Source organism: Alphaproteobacteria bacterium (assembly GCA_004295055.1).
Lineage (GTDB): Bacteria > Pseudomonadota > Alphaproteobacteria > SHNJ01 > SHNJ01 > SHNJ01.
This window is the reverse complement of sequence record SHNJ01000031.1, coordinates 208,171-222,027: the sequence shown is the minus strand read 5'-3', so window position 1 is coordinate 222,027 and position 13,857 is coordinate 208,171. Positions and strand designations below refer to the sequence as shown.

18 protein-coding genes are annotated in these 13,857 nt (G+C 50.0%); 4 read left to right on the top strand and 14 right to left on the bottom strand.

Annotation, left to right across the window (positions count from 1 at the left end; all coding sequences use genetic code 11):
• Window positions 1-4: 4 nt before the first annotated feature.
• From EYC62_08675 to EYC62_08665, 3 genes are all read right to left on the bottom strand, one after another.
• Window positions 5-493 (bottom strand): 30S ribosomal protein S9, encoded by a 489-nt coding sequence (locus EYC62_08675; GenBank protein ID TAH32796.1) that lies wholly within the window; start codon window positions 491-493, stop codon window positions 5-7.
• Window positions 493-966 carry a 50S ribosomal protein L13 gene (locus tag EYC62_08670; protein TAH32795.1) on the bottom strand — a complete coding sequence of 158 codons (474 nt, stop codon included), beginning with the start codon at window positions 964-966 and terminating at the stop codon, window positions 493-495. The genes EYC62_08675 and EYC62_08670 overlap by 1 nt, the downstream gene beginning before the upstream one ends.
• 137 nt (window positions 967-1,103) lie before the next feature.
• On the bottom strand, window positions 1,104-1,424 hold the full coding sequence (locus tag EYC62_08665; GenBank protein TAH32794.1) for a divalent-cation tolerance protein CutA: 321 nt from the start codon (window positions 1,422-1,424) through the stop codon (window positions 1,104-1,106).
• Window positions 1,425-1,508: 84 nt separating this feature from the next.
• Here EYC62_08665 and EYC62_08660 point away from each other — a divergent pair, with 84 nt between their 5' ends.
• From EYC62_08660 to EYC62_08645, 4 genes are all read left to right on the top strand, one after another.
• Window positions 1,509-2,609: a response regulator gene (locus EYC62_08660; GenBank protein TAH32793.1), complete on the top strand. Its 1,101-nt coding sequence runs from the start codon at window positions 1,509-1,511 to the stop codon at window positions 2,607-2,609.
• A gap of 53 nt (window positions 2,610-2,662) precedes the next feature.
• A complete protein-coding gene (locus EYC62_08655; GenBank protein TAH32792.1) occupies window positions 2,663-3,163 on the top strand; it encodes a hypothetical protein in 501 nt (166 codons plus the stop codon).
• A gap of 234 nt (window positions 3,164-3,397) precedes the next feature.
• Window positions 3,398-3,832, top strand: a complete 435-nt coding sequence (locus EYC62_08650) for a hypothetical protein (GenBank protein ID TAH32791.1) — start codon at window positions 3,398-3,400, stop codon at window positions 3,830-3,832.
• Between the two features lie 33 nt (window positions 3,833-3,865).
• The gene (locus EYC62_08645) at window positions 3,866-4,702 is read left to right on the top strand and encodes a hypothetical protein (protein ID TAH32790.1); all 837 of its coding nucleotides are present in this window, start codon (window positions 3,866-3,868) and stop codon (window positions 4,700-4,702) included.
• 5 nt (window positions 4,703-4,707) lie between these two features.
• On the opposite strand, the gene nuoI is transcribed toward EYC62_08645, so the two are convergent.
• From nuoI to EYC62_08590, 11 genes are all read right to left on the bottom strand, one after another.
• Complete coding sequence (gene nuoI / locus EYC62_08640) at window positions 4,708-5,190, bottom strand: NADH-quinone oxidoreductase subunit NuoI (protein ID TAH32789.1); 483 nt, start codon at window positions 5,188-5,190, stop codon at window positions 4,708-4,710.
• Window positions 5,191-5,263: 73 nt separating this feature from the next.
• Window positions 5,264-6,277 (bottom strand): NADH-quinone oxidoreductase subunit NuoH, encoded by a 1,014-nt coding sequence (nuoH, locus tag EYC62_08635; protein TAH32849.1) that lies wholly within the window; start codon window positions 6,275-6,277, stop codon window positions 5,264-5,266.
• Window positions 6,277-8,316 (bottom strand): NADH-quinone oxidoreductase subunit G, encoded by a 2,040-nt coding sequence (locus EYC62_08630; protein TAH32788.1) that lies wholly within the window; start codon window positions 8,314-8,316, stop codon window positions 6,277-6,279. Before EYC62_08630 ends, nuoH begins: the two co-directional genes overlap by 1 nt.
• A gap of 3 nt (window positions 8,317-8,319) precedes the next feature.
• Window positions 8,320-9,606: an NADH-quinone oxidoreductase subunit NuoF gene (nuoF, locus tag EYC62_08625; GenBank protein ID TAH32787.1), complete on the bottom strand. Its 1,287-nt coding sequence runs from the start codon at window positions 9,604-9,606 to the stop codon at window positions 8,320-8,322.
• 1 nt (window position 9,607) lies between these two features.
• Window positions 9,608-10,207, bottom strand: a complete 600-nt coding sequence (nuoE, locus tag EYC62_08620) for an NADH-quinone oxidoreductase subunit NuoE (protein ID TAH32786.1) — start codon at window positions 10,205-10,207, stop codon at window positions 9,608-9,610.
• Window positions 10,204-10,641, bottom strand: coding sequence for a hypothetical protein (locus tag EYC62_08615; GenBank protein TAH32785.1), 438 nt, complete (start codon window positions 10,639-10,641; stop codon window positions 10,204-10,206). The genes nuoE and EYC62_08615 overlap by 4 nt, the downstream gene beginning before the upstream one ends.
• A 35-nt stretch (window positions 10,642-10,676) precedes the next feature.
• Entirely contained in the window at window positions 10,677-11,894 is a 1,218-nt protein-coding gene (locus tag EYC62_08610; GenBank protein TAH32784.1) for an NADH-quinone oxidoreductase subunit D, read from the bottom strand.
• Window positions 11,894-12,232 carry a hypothetical protein gene (locus EYC62_08605; GenBank protein TAH32783.1) on the bottom strand — a complete coding sequence of 113 codons (339 nt, stop codon included), beginning with the start codon at window positions 12,230-12,232 and terminating at the stop codon, window positions 11,894-11,896. The genes EYC62_08610 and EYC62_08605 overlap by 1 nt, the downstream gene beginning before the upstream one ends.
• Complete coding sequence (locus EYC62_08600) at window positions 12,232-12,666, bottom strand: hypothetical protein (protein ID TAH32782.1); 435 nt, start codon at window positions 12,664-12,666, stop codon at window positions 12,232-12,234. The genes EYC62_08605 and EYC62_08600 overlap by 1 nt, the downstream gene beginning before the upstream one ends.
• Window positions 12,666-13,307 carry an NADH-quinone oxidoreductase subunit C gene (locus EYC62_08595; GenBank protein TAH32781.1) on the bottom strand — a complete coding sequence of 214 codons (642 nt, stop codon included), beginning with the start codon at window positions 13,305-13,307 and terminating at the stop codon, window positions 12,666-12,668. The genes EYC62_08600 and EYC62_08595 overlap by 1 nt, the downstream gene beginning before the upstream one ends.
• 10 nt (window positions 13,308-13,317) lie before the next feature.
• Window positions 13,318-13,791 carry an NADH-quinone oxidoreductase subunit B gene (locus tag EYC62_08590; protein ID TAH32848.1) on the bottom strand — a complete coding sequence of 158 codons (474 nt, stop codon included), beginning with the start codon at window positions 13,789-13,791 and terminating at the stop codon, window positions 13,318-13,320.
• Window positions 13,792-13,857: the final 66 nt, after the last annotated feature.

Below are 13,857 nucleotides of genomic sequence, written 5' to 3'. Positions count from 1 at the left end.
AAGACTAACGTTTCGAGAATTGGAAACGACGACGTGCCTTGGCACGGCCGTATTTTTTACGTTCTACCACGCGAGGATCGCGGGTCAGGAATCCACCCGACTTTAACAAGCCGCGCAATTCCGGTTCGAAAAAAGTCAACGCCTTGGACAAACCGTGACGCAACGCGCCGGCTTGGCCGGACAAACCGCCGCCAGTGATGGTGCAATCGATATCGAATTGACCTTCGCGTTTGGTGGTTTGCAATGGCTGATTGATCAACAGACGCAACACCGGACGGGCAAAATAAGTCACATGGTCGCGGCCATTGACGGTGATTTTGCCTTTGCCTGGCTTAATCCATACACGGGCAATAGCGTTTTTACGCTTGCCGGTCGCATAGGCGCGGCCTTGTTTATCCAATTTTTTCTCGCGCACTGGCGCAGCAGCGGTCGCAGCAACAGCCGGAGCCGTTTTCGCTTTTAAATTAGAGAGGCTTTCCAAACCTTGTGCCATTATGCTGCACTCCTTTTATTCTTGCGGTTTTTCGATGCAACATCGACCATTTGCGGTTGTTGCGCGCTGTGTGGATGCTCGGTACCGGCATACACATATAAATTTTCCAGCATTTGATTGCGCAAAGGACCTTTGCGAATCATGTTTTTCACCGCGTCTTTGATTACGCGATCGGCATGGGCGCCGGTCAAAATCTGTTTTACAGTGCGTTCTTTTACGCCGCCTGGAAAACCGGTGTGCCAACGGTACACTTTGCCTTCCATTTTATTGCCGGTCAGCGCTACTTTTTCCGCGTTGATGATTACGTATTTATCGCCGGTCAAAACGTTCGGCGTATAAGTCGCCTTCAGTTTGCCGCGCAAGCCGGACGCCACATAGGCGGCCAAACGGCCCAATACCAAATCCGTGGCATCAATCATGTACCACTTGGCTTGGGTCTTCATATCTGCTTCCTTAGCCGTGTAACTTTTCATGGTTTTATTCCTGTTTAAAAATGAGGCACTGTTATAACCCATATGCCACCGATGTCAAATGAAAATGATATGGCAAGCATATCATTAACCATATGAAATAAAACGATAAAATGAACTACATACAATTGTATGTGTGTTTAAAGTGGCTTTGTGTTATCCTCTATCCATTGCAGGAAGGGGCTATGGCCCTTTTTAATTTCAATCGCCACAAAGGCGGGAACATCATACGAATGCAGCGCGCGGAAGGTTTTTTCAAGCTCACCCAGCCGATTTTCGGTGGTCTTGATAATCATCGCTATTTCTTCGCTGCTCTGAACCCCGCCCTGCCAGCGATAAACCGATTCCATTTTTGGAAAAATATTGACGCACGCCGCAAGGCCTTTTTCCACAACTGCGCGCGCAATGGCCTGCGCCTGATCGATATCCGCGGCTGTGGCATAAACCAACATTTTTGTCATGTTTTTGCTCCCCTACAGCATATCGGCTTGCCAGGATCGCGGCAAACCGCCACAATAGAAACTTAATTACATGAGTATAAGCCGGTGAATCTATACAATCTAGAAAAACTAAGCGTTTTGGTTGCCGATGACGATGAATTTTCGCGCTCGACCCTGTGTTCTGTCTTGCGCGGCATGAAGGTTGGCAAATTGGTGGTCGCGCGCGATGGCGGCGAAGCCATCAATCATCTGAAAATGGCTGGATTCACGGCCACTAAGCCCGGTGAAATCGGTATCGATATTATCATGTGCGACTGGTTGATGAGCCCGGTTTCCGGTGCGATGTTAATTCGTTGGCTGCGCAGATCGGAAGAATCGCCGGATCGCTTTATCCCTGTTATTGCTGTATCCGGCGCGGTCGACATACATAACGTTCAGGAAGCACGCGATTTGGGCGTTAACGAATTCCTGACCAAGCCCTATTCCACCAAATCGGTGGCGGCAAAGATCATGTCGATTATCGACCAGCCCCGCCAGTTTATTTATAACGGGGAATATTTTGGCCCGGACCGCCGCCGCCAGGATTTGCCTTACAAAGGATTTGACCGCCGCAAAATCGGCATGGCGGAGATGGAAATTATTCAAACTGGCAAGCGTCCGGAATCGCTTAATACCAAGGCAAAAATCTGGCTGTTCGACCTGCCAAACAAATTAAAGGCGAAACTGGGCGTCAAGGATGCCGATGCCGGATCGATCGATCCAACCCTGCTCCGCGTTGCCGAACAGCAATTGCAGGATATGAGCGACGATTACAGCGATTGGGTTCGCGGCAATTTGGCGCAATTGCAAATGAATTACGAGCAACTGACCGCCAACCCAAAAAATCCCTGGAAATACATCCAGAACATTCACAATATCAGCCACGAATTGCGCGGCCAGGGTGAAACGTTCGGGTACAACCTGATTACGATTTTCTGTAAATCTTTGTGCGACTTTACCGAAGCCAAGAATGTCGAAATCGACGAGCGTTTGATGGAATTGATCAAGGCCCATATCGACGGTATCCAAGTGGTCATCCGCAGCGGCGTCAAAGACGATGGTGGTACTGTCGGCGCCGAATTGTTATCGACGCTGGATGAGGCAAAAGATAAATTCTATTCCAAAGCCAAGAAAAAAAGCCCAGTAACCATACGCAAACTGAAGTAATTCTGGACAAACCCATTCTGTTTTTGTAAAAGAAACATAACAGAGGTGCGGTTATGAAATTGCCTAAAAACAGAATTTTGCGTTGGAGCGCCGTTATACTTTCCGGCGGAATAGTTTCCGCGCTTGCCTTTACAGGCATTCACGTCGGAACTGCGGGCTACCGCAACGAAGTGACCGAAGTTACCAAAGTATTCCAACCTGCGACCGATAACTTACACTCCATGGCAGATAGCATCCGTATATCTGGCGACAGCGGATTTGGATATACGCTGGCCCAACCAATATATGGCAGCAGCGATTGGAACGGCAAAATGGGCGGCATTGTGGGCGCCTTATCCAAACCAGCCAACGAAATTTATAACTGGCCTAAATTAACCAGCACTGAAATTAGCGATGCGCTGGTCTACATAAAAGACAATGTACATGAAAATGCGCGGCGGAAATTCCCAATACAAGCAGGGCTTCAAAGACAACGGGTGATTCTTTCCTTTATTCCCGGATTTTTAATTGGTCTTGCATTAAAAGGGGTTCTATTACCCGGGAAAATCCGTTAGTTTTAATAGCATCCGGGATTTTGCGTCAGGTTTATTGACAATCGCAAAAACATATGTTTTAATCAATTCATGCTGCAAGCATTAACCATTGCTTCTTCCTTATTAAAAGCGCGTATTTCCGCCGCATGCAGCATTATTGCTATTAACGCGATTATTATTGGCGCCTAGCGCCATACACCCCTATTCCCAAAATATTTTCTGACCTGACTCAATCCAAAAAATTTGGTGGTGACGATGCGCGTAAATGAATATGGCTTGCCGGGAAGTATAACCCCGATGCAGAATTATCTAATCACGCAGGCCCATAGATGCTTTGCAACGATATACGATCTTGCCAACACATACCCCGAACAAGAATTATTAGGCATGCTGGCAGAGTTTGAAACTCGTCCAGACCCGGCAGCAAAAAAATGGCCTGAACCCAATACCGTACAAAGCGCTTGGTTGGCGGTTCAATATCCTAAACGAGGAGAACCTTGTACCCACCATGAACAACCAGAGCCTTTTCCACATACAGAAATAACAACAAAATTCGTTCAGGACGTGGGATTGCATCTGGCGCTTTCACGTTTGTTTGACCTGATGCGTTATGTGCAACCTGGAGCAAAGGCTTTAACGATATCCCCTGAGATGTTAAGACGGGCTCTTCAGGTGCAAATTGTGCCGTAAATTATGGAACGATCAAGAAAAGACTGGTGAATAATGGTAACAACTATCCGCCTGATGACCGAAGACGAATTGCGAATTTGCGCAAGCACCGCAAATAGACATGGCATGGATCGCGGCGAAGCGCTGGACATATTGTGGCAGCAGGCCCGGATTTTTTCCAGCAATACCGGCCGCACAGTTCCTGATAATATTGCGCTTTTCTTTTTGTTAGACGCACCGGTGGATTGCATGCCGGATTGGGAATCGGACCGGTTGCCGATTTTAAATCGGGCGTTGTCTGGAAATTCTTCTGCCGCCGTGCGCCAGGCCGCTATTGAACAATATACGCTCAATAACCCGGATTTGAACGGCACGGATACAGATCAAATTTGCGCCTGGATCGATCGGGCTGGTGGAAATTTGCCTGAAGACACCCGTTCCGGTTTAAAAACATACGCGCATGAATATTTGGAAAAATTGCAATCCCAGCCCCCCGATGAAAAAGAAGCAACTGGGTTGTGCATATTTGAAATGCCGGACGATGAGTGTGGGCTTGTGGAAACAATGCCCACCGATCCCAGTCAATCTTCGGAAGACGCCGGACATGATTTCGGTGCATTTGAACTGTTGGATTTATGCAATGATGCCACCCAGGACGATCAAAGCGGCAATTACGGTATCATGGACTTGCCTGTGCCGGAAGACAGCCCGGGAGATTTGGCTGTAATTGGCGACAATGAATCTCTTTTCGAAGATCCCCCGCCAAAATCGCGCTTGCATCCCGCCCCGGCCCGGACGCCAACATTTGGTGCAACGCCTTTTTTGCGGAATATTATCACCATAGGCGCGGCAAGGATCGCCGATTTAAAACAAAGATGGTTGGGCCGTTAATAATCTTACCGGTATGGCGCGTCGAGTTGCAGATTTTGCGCGATTTCAGCTTCCCAGCGGTCGCCATTGGCCAACAATTTTTCTTTGTTATAAAACAGCTCTTCGCGGGTTTCGGTGGCAAATTCGAAATTTGGGCCTTCGACAATCGCATCTACCGGGCAAGATTCCTGGCACATGCCGCAATAAATACATTTGGTCATGTCGATATCGTACCGCGTGGTGCGGCGGGATCCGTCGTCGCGCGGCTCGGCCTCGATGGTGATGGCTTGCGCGGGGCAAACCGCTTCGCATAATTTACAGGCGATACAGCGTTCCTCACCATTGGCATAGCGGCGCTGCGCATGTTCGCCGCGAAACCGGGGCGAAATCGGGCCTTTTTCGAATGGGTAATTGATGGTGTATTTCGGCTTGAACATATATTTAAAGGTCAGGGCAAGGCCGCGCAATATCTCGGTCAAAAGAAAGCTTCGTGCGGTGCGGTTTAACATACATAACTCCTAAGGGTTTTGGGTATTGGGTTTTGGGTTTTGGAAAATTTCCCTAAACCCAAAACCCAAACCCCTATAACCCAGTTACTTTCAAATAAGCTGCGGTAACGATTACCCAGAATAACGACAGCGGCAAAAACACTTTCCAGCCTAAACGCATCAATTGGTCATACCGATACCGTGGCATGGTCGCCCGTACCCACAAAAACAGGAACAACACAAAGGCGACTTTCAGCGCAAACCAGACAGCGTCTGGAACCCAGGTAAATGGTTCCAGCGGCACCGGGCAATCCCAACCGCCCAGGAACAAGATCGATGCCATGGCCGACATCAAAATCATCGCCGCATATTCACCCAGATAAAATAGCGCGAAACTCATGCCCGAATATTCGGTGAAATAACCCCCGACCAGTTCCGATTCGCCTTCGGGTAAATCGAATGGCGAACGGTTGGTTTCGGCCAAAGCAGAGATGAAGAATACAACCGCCATCGGCAGCAGTGGCAATAGATACCAATTTTGAATGCCGCCCGACTGTGCCTCGATAATTTTGGTTAGGTTTAATGATCCCGCGCACATCAATACGGTGACGATCACAAATCCAATGGAAACTTCATACGATACCATTTGCGCCGCGCTGCGCAGCGATCCTAAGAACGAATATTTGGAATTGCTGGCCCATCCGGCGATGATAATGCCATAAACACCCAGGGACGAGACCGCAAATAAGTACAAAATACCGACATTAATATCGGCGATAACCATTCCCGCGCCGACCGGAATCACCGCCCAGGCGATTAAGGATAGGGAAAATGTAATCACTGGCGCCAGCAAGAACAAAAACCGGTTCGCCCCGGATGGAATAATCATTTCCTTCATCAGCAATTTCAAACCATCGGCGAATGGTTGCAACAGACCGAATGGACCGACGACGTTCGGCCCCTTGCGCAACTGGATCGCGCCGATCACTTTGCGTTCCGCCAATGTTAGAAATGCTACCGCGACCAGCAATGGCACAACGAACATTAAGATTTTCGCCGTGGTCCACGCGGCGGGGATTACATAGGTTTGAATGAATGCGTCGTTCATCATGCCGCCACCTTTTTCTGTTGCACGAATTCTTCGGCGCATTTGGCCATGGTCACCGAATTGCGCGAAATGACATCGGTCATATAATAATTCGGCATCGGCAATATAAATGGGGTGTTGGCAATCGTTCCGGCCATGCCGAAATTTCCCCACGATGCCCTGGTTACATCCCCGATGGTCACGAATATCGGATGATCCTTGCCTAATTGCAGGCGCAACTCATCCAGTGTATTGAACGGCAAGGTTTTGCCCACATGTTCCGACAAGGCGCGGACGATTTTCCAATCGTCTTTCGCCTCGCCTGGCGGCAGGATCGCGGCAAAGGCTTGTTGCGGACGGCCCTCGGTATTGACATAAATCGCGTCTTTTTCGGTATAGGCTGCGCCAGGCAGAATCACGTCCGCGCGGCTGGCGCCCACATCGCCATGATGGCCTTGGTAAATTACAAAAGCCTGGCCCAGTTTTTTGGTGTCGATTTCATCGGCGTTCAGCAAATAAACGACTTCGAGTTTACCATTCAGCATGCCAGCGACATCGAATCCGCCTTTTTGCGGGACAAACCCGACATCGAGCGCCCCCACGCGGCCACCCGTTAAGTGCAAGACGTTAAATCCATTCCAATCCGGCTGAATCATATTGCAAGATTCCGCCAATTTGCGGCATTCGGCCAAAATCGCCGCGCCATCGGCGCGTTGCAATGCGCCCATACCGACAATAATCATCGGTTTTTTTGCCGATTTCAATTTTTCGGCGTATGGATGACGGCCAGCCGCAATTTGTTCGATAATATTGGCGTCTTGGCTGATGTGTTCGAATTTCACTGTCAAATCGACGCGCGGGCCGATCAGGCTTACCGGCATGCCGGTCTGCAAATAGCGTTTGCGGATGCGCGACATTACCAACGGGGCTTCCTTGCGCAAATCCGCGCCGACGATCAAACATGCATCGGCTTGTTCGATACCGGCAATAGTGGTGTTAAAAATATATCCCGCGCGTTGCGATGGATCGATCTTTGCGCCATCTTGGCGGCAATCCATGCTGGTCACGCCCAGCGACGATAATAATTTTTTCAATGCATAGGTGGATTCGACATCCACCAAATCACCGGCAATCGCGCCGATTTTATCCGGCGATGTGGATTTCAATTTTTGTGCGACAACACTCAGCGCCTCTTGCCAAGATACTGGCTGTAATTTTCCGCCCTTACGGACATAAGGCCGATCCAAACGTTGGCGTTTCAATCCGTCATAGGCAAAGCGTGGCTTGTCCGCCAGCCATTCTTCGTTAATCGATTCATTCAGGCGCGGCATAATACGCATAACTTCGGCCCCGCGAGCATCCACACGGATCGCCGATCCGCATCCATCTAACACGTCTATGGATTCGGTTTTTTTCAATTCCCAGGGGCGCGCGGTAAAGGCATAAGGTTTCGATGTCAACGCGCCGACCGGGCAAAGATCGATAATATTGCCGGACATTTCGGATGTCAGCGCCTTTTCAACATAAGTCGTGACTTCCATGCCTTCGCCCCGGCCGATGCCGCCAAGTTCAGGCACGCCCGCAACCTCATCCACAAAACGAATGCAGCGCGTACAATGGATACAACGGGTCATTTCGGTCGCCACCAGCGGACCCATATATTTGTCCTTAACCGCGCGGCGCATTTCCTGCGTCCGGCCGCGATCATATCCATAGGCCATGGCCTGATCCTGCAAATCGCATTCACCGCCCTGATCGCAAATAGGACAATCCAGCGGGTGGTTCAGCAGTAAAAATTCCATCACGCCTTGACGCGCCTTGATCACTTGCGGCGTCGATGTTTTGATCACCATCCCATCGGCCACCGGCATCGCGCAAGACGCAATCGGCTTTGGCGCTTTTTCCATTTCAACAAGGCACATGCGGCAATTGCCAGCAATGGCAAGCCGTTCATGGAAACAAAAATGCGGCACTTCGACGCCAGCGTCGCGGCAAGCCTGGAATACTGTTCTTCCGGCTGGGACTTCGATTTCTTTTCCGTCGATGGTTATTTTTGGCATAATTTACTCCGCCGCTATGGGCATATGACGTTCATTGATGCGCCGTTCGACTTCATGCCGGAAATGGCGCATTAAACCTTGAATTGGCCAGGCTGCCGCATCGCCAAGGGCGCAAATCGTATGGCCTTCGACTTGTTTGGTGATATCCAATAACATATCGATTTCGCGGATTTCCGCATCGCCCTTGACCAGGCGTTCCATAACCCGCCACATCCAGCCAGTGCCTTCGCGGCATGGTGTGCATTGGCCGCAAGATTCGTGTTTGTAAAATTTCGACAGGCGCGCGATCGCCTTTACAATATCGGTGGATTTATCCATCACAATCACCGCCGCCGTGCCAAGCCCCGATTGCACGCCGCGCAGTGAATCGAAATCCATCAACACGGTATCGCAAATCGATTTCGGCAACATCGGCACCGACGATCCGCCCGGAATAATGGCCATTAAATTGTCCCATCCGCCGCGCACGCCGCCCGCGTGTTTTTCAATCAATTCTTTTAATGGGATACCCATTTCTTCTTCGACATTGCACGGCATGTTGACGTGGCCGGAAATGCAAAACACCTTGGTGCCTTCGTTTTTTGGTTTGCCCAATTTTGCAAACCATTCGCCGCTGCGGCGTAAAATTTCGCCAGTGACCGCGATGGTTTCGACGTTATTGACCGTGGTCGGGCAGCCATATAATCCCACACCCGCCGGAAATGGCGGTTTCAATCGCGGCTGGCCCTTTTTACCTTCCAAGCTTTCCAATTGCGCGGTTTCTTCGCCGCAAATATAGGCGCCCGCGCCGCGATGCATATAAAGGTCGAAATCATAACCCGAACCACAGGCGTTTCTGCCAATCAAGCCGGCCTCATACGCCTCGTCAATAGCGGCCTGTAAATGCTTGGCTTCATTATAAAATTCGCCGCGAATGTAAATATAACAAGTCTTCACGCCCATCCCGACCGAGGCGAGCAAACAGCCTTCGATCAAACGGTGCGGATCGAACCGCAAAATGTCGCGATCTTTGCAGGTGCCTGGTTCGGATTCATCGGCATTGACCACCAAATAACTGGGGCGGCCATCCGGAGATTCTTTTGGCATAAACGACCATTTCATGCCCGTTGGAAAACCCGCGCCGCCACGGCCGCGCAGCCCCGATTTCTTCACTTCTTCGACGATCCAATCGCGGCCTTTTAAAATCAAATCCTTGGTGCCCGACCAAACGCCGCGGCGCCTCGCGCCAGCCAGTTTCCAATCGTCTTGGCCATATAGATTTGTAAAAATTCTGTCTTTGTCCGAAAGCATTTTATTTTTTGACCTCTGTCAAAGTTTTAGCGCCGCCGATTGGCGCGGAATTTTGCCGGCCAATTTGCGTACCGACAACCGGTTTACGCCCGGCCGATAAATCGTCCAGAATTTTACCCATGCTGGAGGAATCCAGATCTTCGTAAAAATCGTCGTTGATTTGCACCATTGGCGCATTCACGCACGCGCCCAAACATTCAACCTCGACCAATGTGAATTTGCCATCCGATGTGGTTTCGCCCATGCCGATGCCCAATTTTTTCTTGCACGCGCCGACGATTTCATCCGATCCGCGCAACCAGCACGGCGTTGTGGTGCAAACCTGAACCAGATTTTTGCCAACCGGATTCAAATTGTACATCGTATAGAAACTCGCGACTTCGTATACGCGAATCAATGGCATTCCCAAATAGTTTGCGACGTAATCCATAGCTTCTTTCGGCAGCCAGCCGCCCGATTGCCGTTGCGCGATATCCAGGAGGGGCATCACGGCCGATTGCTGGCGGCCTTTCGGGTATTTGGCGACATGATATTCCGCCAGTTTTTTGTTTTCCGGCGTAAATTCGAACGGCGCGGATTTTTGCGCAACAGCTGTTTTCATCGTACATTCCCCTCGATCATCACCGCCTGGGCCACGCCATTACCGGCGCTGTTGGCCCCAATATCATTGTGGATTTCGGCAAGACGTGGATTATACATCACAAAATATTTGGCCAGATCGTGAAAGAACAGATCGTTGGCCATGGCCCTTATGAACAGGCGTACATCGCCTGGCACACGTTCGCGTAAAAACCGGTCGCCGCATTCAATAACCATCCGTTCAAACTCCGCTGCATTCAAGCTTGCCAGTTCGCAAGCAGTACCGCCCAAAAGTGCCTTCGTCCCACCAGGAGGGGCCATATAATTATAAGCATGCAAATACAGCGCCAGCACACGACAATCCTGATAGAATCCCGCATCCAGCACCCCGGGCAATTTAGCCTCATTAAAATTTTCCCGGTCCATACCAAACAAGCCAAGCTTGAACAGGTCCATGATCGCTCTTTCGTGTTTGAGCACCAATTCCGCACTCATCGATCAATCTCCCCAAACACGATATCCATGGAACCGATAATCGCTACTACGTCGGCCAACATATGCCCACGCGACATAAAATCCAGCGCCTGCAGGAATGCGAATCCCGGCGCGCGAATTTTGCAACGATATGGACGATTAGTGCCATCGGAAATTAAATAAACGCCGAACTCGCCCTTTGGCGCTTCGACGACGGAATAAGTTTCACCGGCGGGAACATGATAGCCCTCGGTATATAATTTGAAATGGTGAATCAACGCTTCCATGCTGCGTTTCATATCGCCGCGCGTTGGCGGGGCGATTTTATGATCGTTCACTTTGATCGGACCGCCCGGCATTTTATCTAAACACTGTTTCATAATGCGCAAGCTTTGGCGCATTTCTTCGATTCGCACCAAATACCGCGCATAGCAATCGCCGGTTTTACCGGTTGGAATATCGAATGCCATATCGGCATAGACATCGTATGGTTGCGATTTACGCAAATCCCACGGCGTGTTCGATCCGCGCAGCATCGGACCGGACAGGCCCCAATCCAACGCCTGTTTGGCGGTGATAACGCCAATATCCACGGTGCGCTGTTTGAAAATGCGGTTGTTGGTCAAAAGACCTTCAATATCGTCGATAATTTTCGGAAAATGATCGATGAATTGATACATGTCTTCGACCAATCCGGCCGGTAAATCCTGATGCACGCCGCCTGGACGGAAATACGCCGCATGCAGGCGCGCGCCGGAAACGCGTTCATAAAATTCCATCAAGGTTTCGCGTTCTTCGAACGCCCACAATAACGGCGTCATCGCGCCAACATCGATGGCAAACGTAGTGATATTCAACAAATGGTTCAAGATCCGGCCAATTTCGGAATACAGCACGCGGATATATTGCGCGCGTTTTGGCGGCGTGATACCCAGCAATTTTTCAACCGCCAATGCAAAGGCGTGTTCCTGATTCATCGGCGCGACATAATCCAAACGGTCGAAATACGGTACGACCTGTAAATAGGTTTTATATTCGATCAGTTTTTCGGTACCGCGGTGCAGCAAACCGATATGCGGATCGGCGCGTTCAATCACCTCGCCATCCATTTCGAGCACCAAACGCAATACGCCGTGCGCGGCCGGATGTTGCGGGCCGAAATTCATGGTGAAATTTTCAGAACTCGGCGCCTCGCCCGGATTGGTTTTGGTTTTTGTTTCGATATGAACGGTCATTAGGCGGCACGCTCCATACTAAATCTTTGTGCCCGGGCGATAGTGGCTGCGGCTGACTCTTGCGGCACTACTATTATGTTGCCACTGTTACAAATTCCTTCAATTGCAGAGTCGCCTAAAAAAGCTTCCTTTATAGCAACGCCTATGTCACGAGCCATCTGTACAACTTGTTCTGCTCCAAGCCCCAATCCTTCATCAATATCTACTTTTACAAAACCTTTGCAACTCAACGCGATGCCTTCCGCAAATTGAACATTGGCAAAAATAGTTCCTGGCTGACCTTTCCGTTCCATAATCGCGGCAGCAATTCTTTGTTCTGTGCCAATATGAATAGACATTATGCGACCCTAACCTTTCCGGTGTTTCCAGAAGCAACGAGGGCGGTTACTACCTGCGGCAATGTTACCGACGTTATAACCGCTTTTCTATTAATAGCTTCGGTCGTGCCAACTGTGTCGTACTCCACAAATACCGCCAGACCTGTATGCTTTATGGCATCTTGCGCGGCAAGACGAAAAGCCCTTATGTCATCCGGTCTAGCTAAATTTCTTGGAATGGATAATACAACAGAGGGTCTTTGGTTGCGATAACCGGGGGCCATGCCACAAATATCAGGAATCTTATGCTGCAATCTTAATGGTTCCAATTGTGCCGCAATCGTTGCCAATTCTCCGTGACTCAATCCCGGTCGGTGATCAACAAATGTTTCTAGCTGTACCGTTACAGGCTTTGGGCGTCTGGGTTTAAAAAACCGGGTGAAAAATTCAAACATTATGAACCCACCTTTCTTTTGCCATTGCTAGCAATCGGTTGATGCACGATGCCGGCCTTTTCATCGCCAGGCAGCAATTTATCAAGCCCTTCCCATGGCGATAAATAATCGAAATTGCGGAAATCTTGCGCCAGTTTTACCGGTTCATAAACAACGCGTTTTTGTTCGGTGTCATAACGCACCTCCACAAAACCGGTTAGTGGGAAATCCTTGCGCAACGGATGGCCTTCGAAACCGTAATCGGTCAACAAGCGGCGCAGATCGGGATTGCCCGCAAATAAAATACCGTATAAATCCCACGCTTCGCGTTCAAACCATCCAGCGGCGCTGTATACGCCAACAATCGATGGCACGGGTGTTGTTTCATCGGTCTGAAGGCGCACGCGGATACGTTCGTTTTTGGTAACCGACAATAAATTATAAATCACTTCAAACCGGTCGGCGCGGCCAGGAAAATCGGCGCCGCATAAATCGCACAACATTTGGAACTGACATTCCGCATCATCGCGCAAAAATGTCAGCACATCGATAATCGATTCGCGTTTTACATCCAACGTCAATTCGCCATAGGCAATTTTGCTGGCATTGATATGGTTGCTTAGTTTTCCGGTTACATATGTTTCTAAATTTGCCAGAGCCATATTTGCCTGCCTACGCCGCGATCAAACTGCGGCGGTTGATTTTTTTCTGCAATTGCAGAATGCCGTACAACAATGCTTCGGCCGTTGGTGGGCAGCCAGGCACGTAAATATCCACGGGAACGATCCGATCGCATCCACGCACCACCGAATAGGAATAATGGTAATAACCGCCGCCATTGGCGCAGGAACCCATCGAAATAACCCAGCGCGGTTCCGCCATTTGATCGTAAACCTTGCGCAATGCCGGCGCCATTTTGTTGGTCAATGTTCCGGCCACAATCATCACGTCCGATTGGCGCGGCGATGGGCGAAACACAACGCCAAACCGATCCAAATCATAACGTGATGCCGCGGTTTGCATCATCTCCACCGCGCAGCACGCCAAACCGAATGTCATTGGCCATAACGATCCTGCCCGCGCCCAGCGTACCAATTTATCGAGCTGCGTAACGACAAAACCCTTGTCGTTATATTCTTGGCTGATGAATTGCGCCTCGGCTTGATCTTTTTGAATATCGGCCTGGGTCAAACCGCCGCCGATCATCACATC

Excerpts from the sequence above, each read along its gene's own strand:
- EYC62_08610 (TAH32784.1), bottom strand. The coding sequence starts at position 11,894 with ATGACCGTTCATATCGAAACAAAAACCAAAACCAATCCGGGCGAGGCG.
- nuoI (TAH32789.1), bottom strand. The coding sequence starts at position 5,190 with ATGTTAAACCGCACCGCACGAAGCTTTCTTTTGACCGAGATATTGCGC.
- EYC62_08645 (TAH32790.1), top strand. The coding sequence starts at position 3,866 with ATGGTAACAACTATCCGCCTGATGACCGAAGACGAATTGCGAATTTGC.
- nuoF (TAH32787.1), bottom strand. The coding sequence starts at position 9,606 with ATGCTTTCGGACAAAGACAGAATTTTTACAAATCTATATGGCCAAGAC.
- EYC62_08665 (TAH32794.1), bottom strand. The coding sequence starts at position 1,424 with ATGACAAAAATGTTGGTTTATGCCACAGCCGCGGATATCGATCAGGCG.
- EYC62_08605 (TAH32783.1), bottom strand. The coding sequence starts at position 12,232 with ATGTCTATTCATATTGGCACAGAACAAAGAATTGCTGCCGCGATTATG.
- EYC62_08670 (TAH32795.1), bottom strand. The coding sequence starts at position 966 with ATGAAAAGTTACACGGCTAAGGAAGCAGATATGAAGACCCAAGCCAAG.
- EYC62_08675 (TAH32796.1), bottom strand. The coding sequence starts at position 493 with ATGGCACAAGGTTTGGAAAGCCTCTCTAATTTAAAAGCGAAAACGGCT.
- nuoH (TAH32849.1), bottom strand. The coding sequence starts at position 6,277 with ATGAACGACGCATTCATTCAAACCTATGTAATCCCCGCCGCGTGGACC.
- EYC62_08650 (TAH32791.1), top strand. The coding sequence starts at position 3,398 with ATGCGCGTAAATGAATATGGCTTGCCGGGAAGTATAACCCCGATGCAG.
- EYC62_08595 (TAH32781.1), bottom strand. The coding sequence starts at position 13,307 with ATGGCTCTGGCAAATTTAGAAACATATGTAACCGGAAAACTAAGCAAC.
- EYC62_08600 (TAH32782.1), bottom strand. The coding sequence starts at position 12,666 with ATGTTTGAATTTTTCACCCGGTTTTTTAAACCCAGACGCCCAAAGCCT.
- EYC62_08655 (TAH32792.1), top strand. The coding sequence starts at position 2,663 with ATGAAATTGCCTAAAAACAGAATTTTGCGTTGGAGCGCCGTTATACTT.
- nuoE (TAH32786.1), bottom strand. The coding sequence starts at position 10,207 with ATGAAAACAGCTGTTGCGCAAAAATCCGCGCCGTTCGAATTTACGCCG.
- EYC62_08630 (TAH32788.1), bottom strand. The coding sequence starts at position 8,316 with ATGCCAAAAATAACCATCGACGGAAAAGAAATCGAAGTCCCAGCCGGA.
- EYC62_08615 (TAH32785.1), bottom strand. The coding sequence starts at position 10,641 with ATGGACCTGTTCAAGCTTGGCTTGTTTGGTATGGACCGGGAAAATTTT.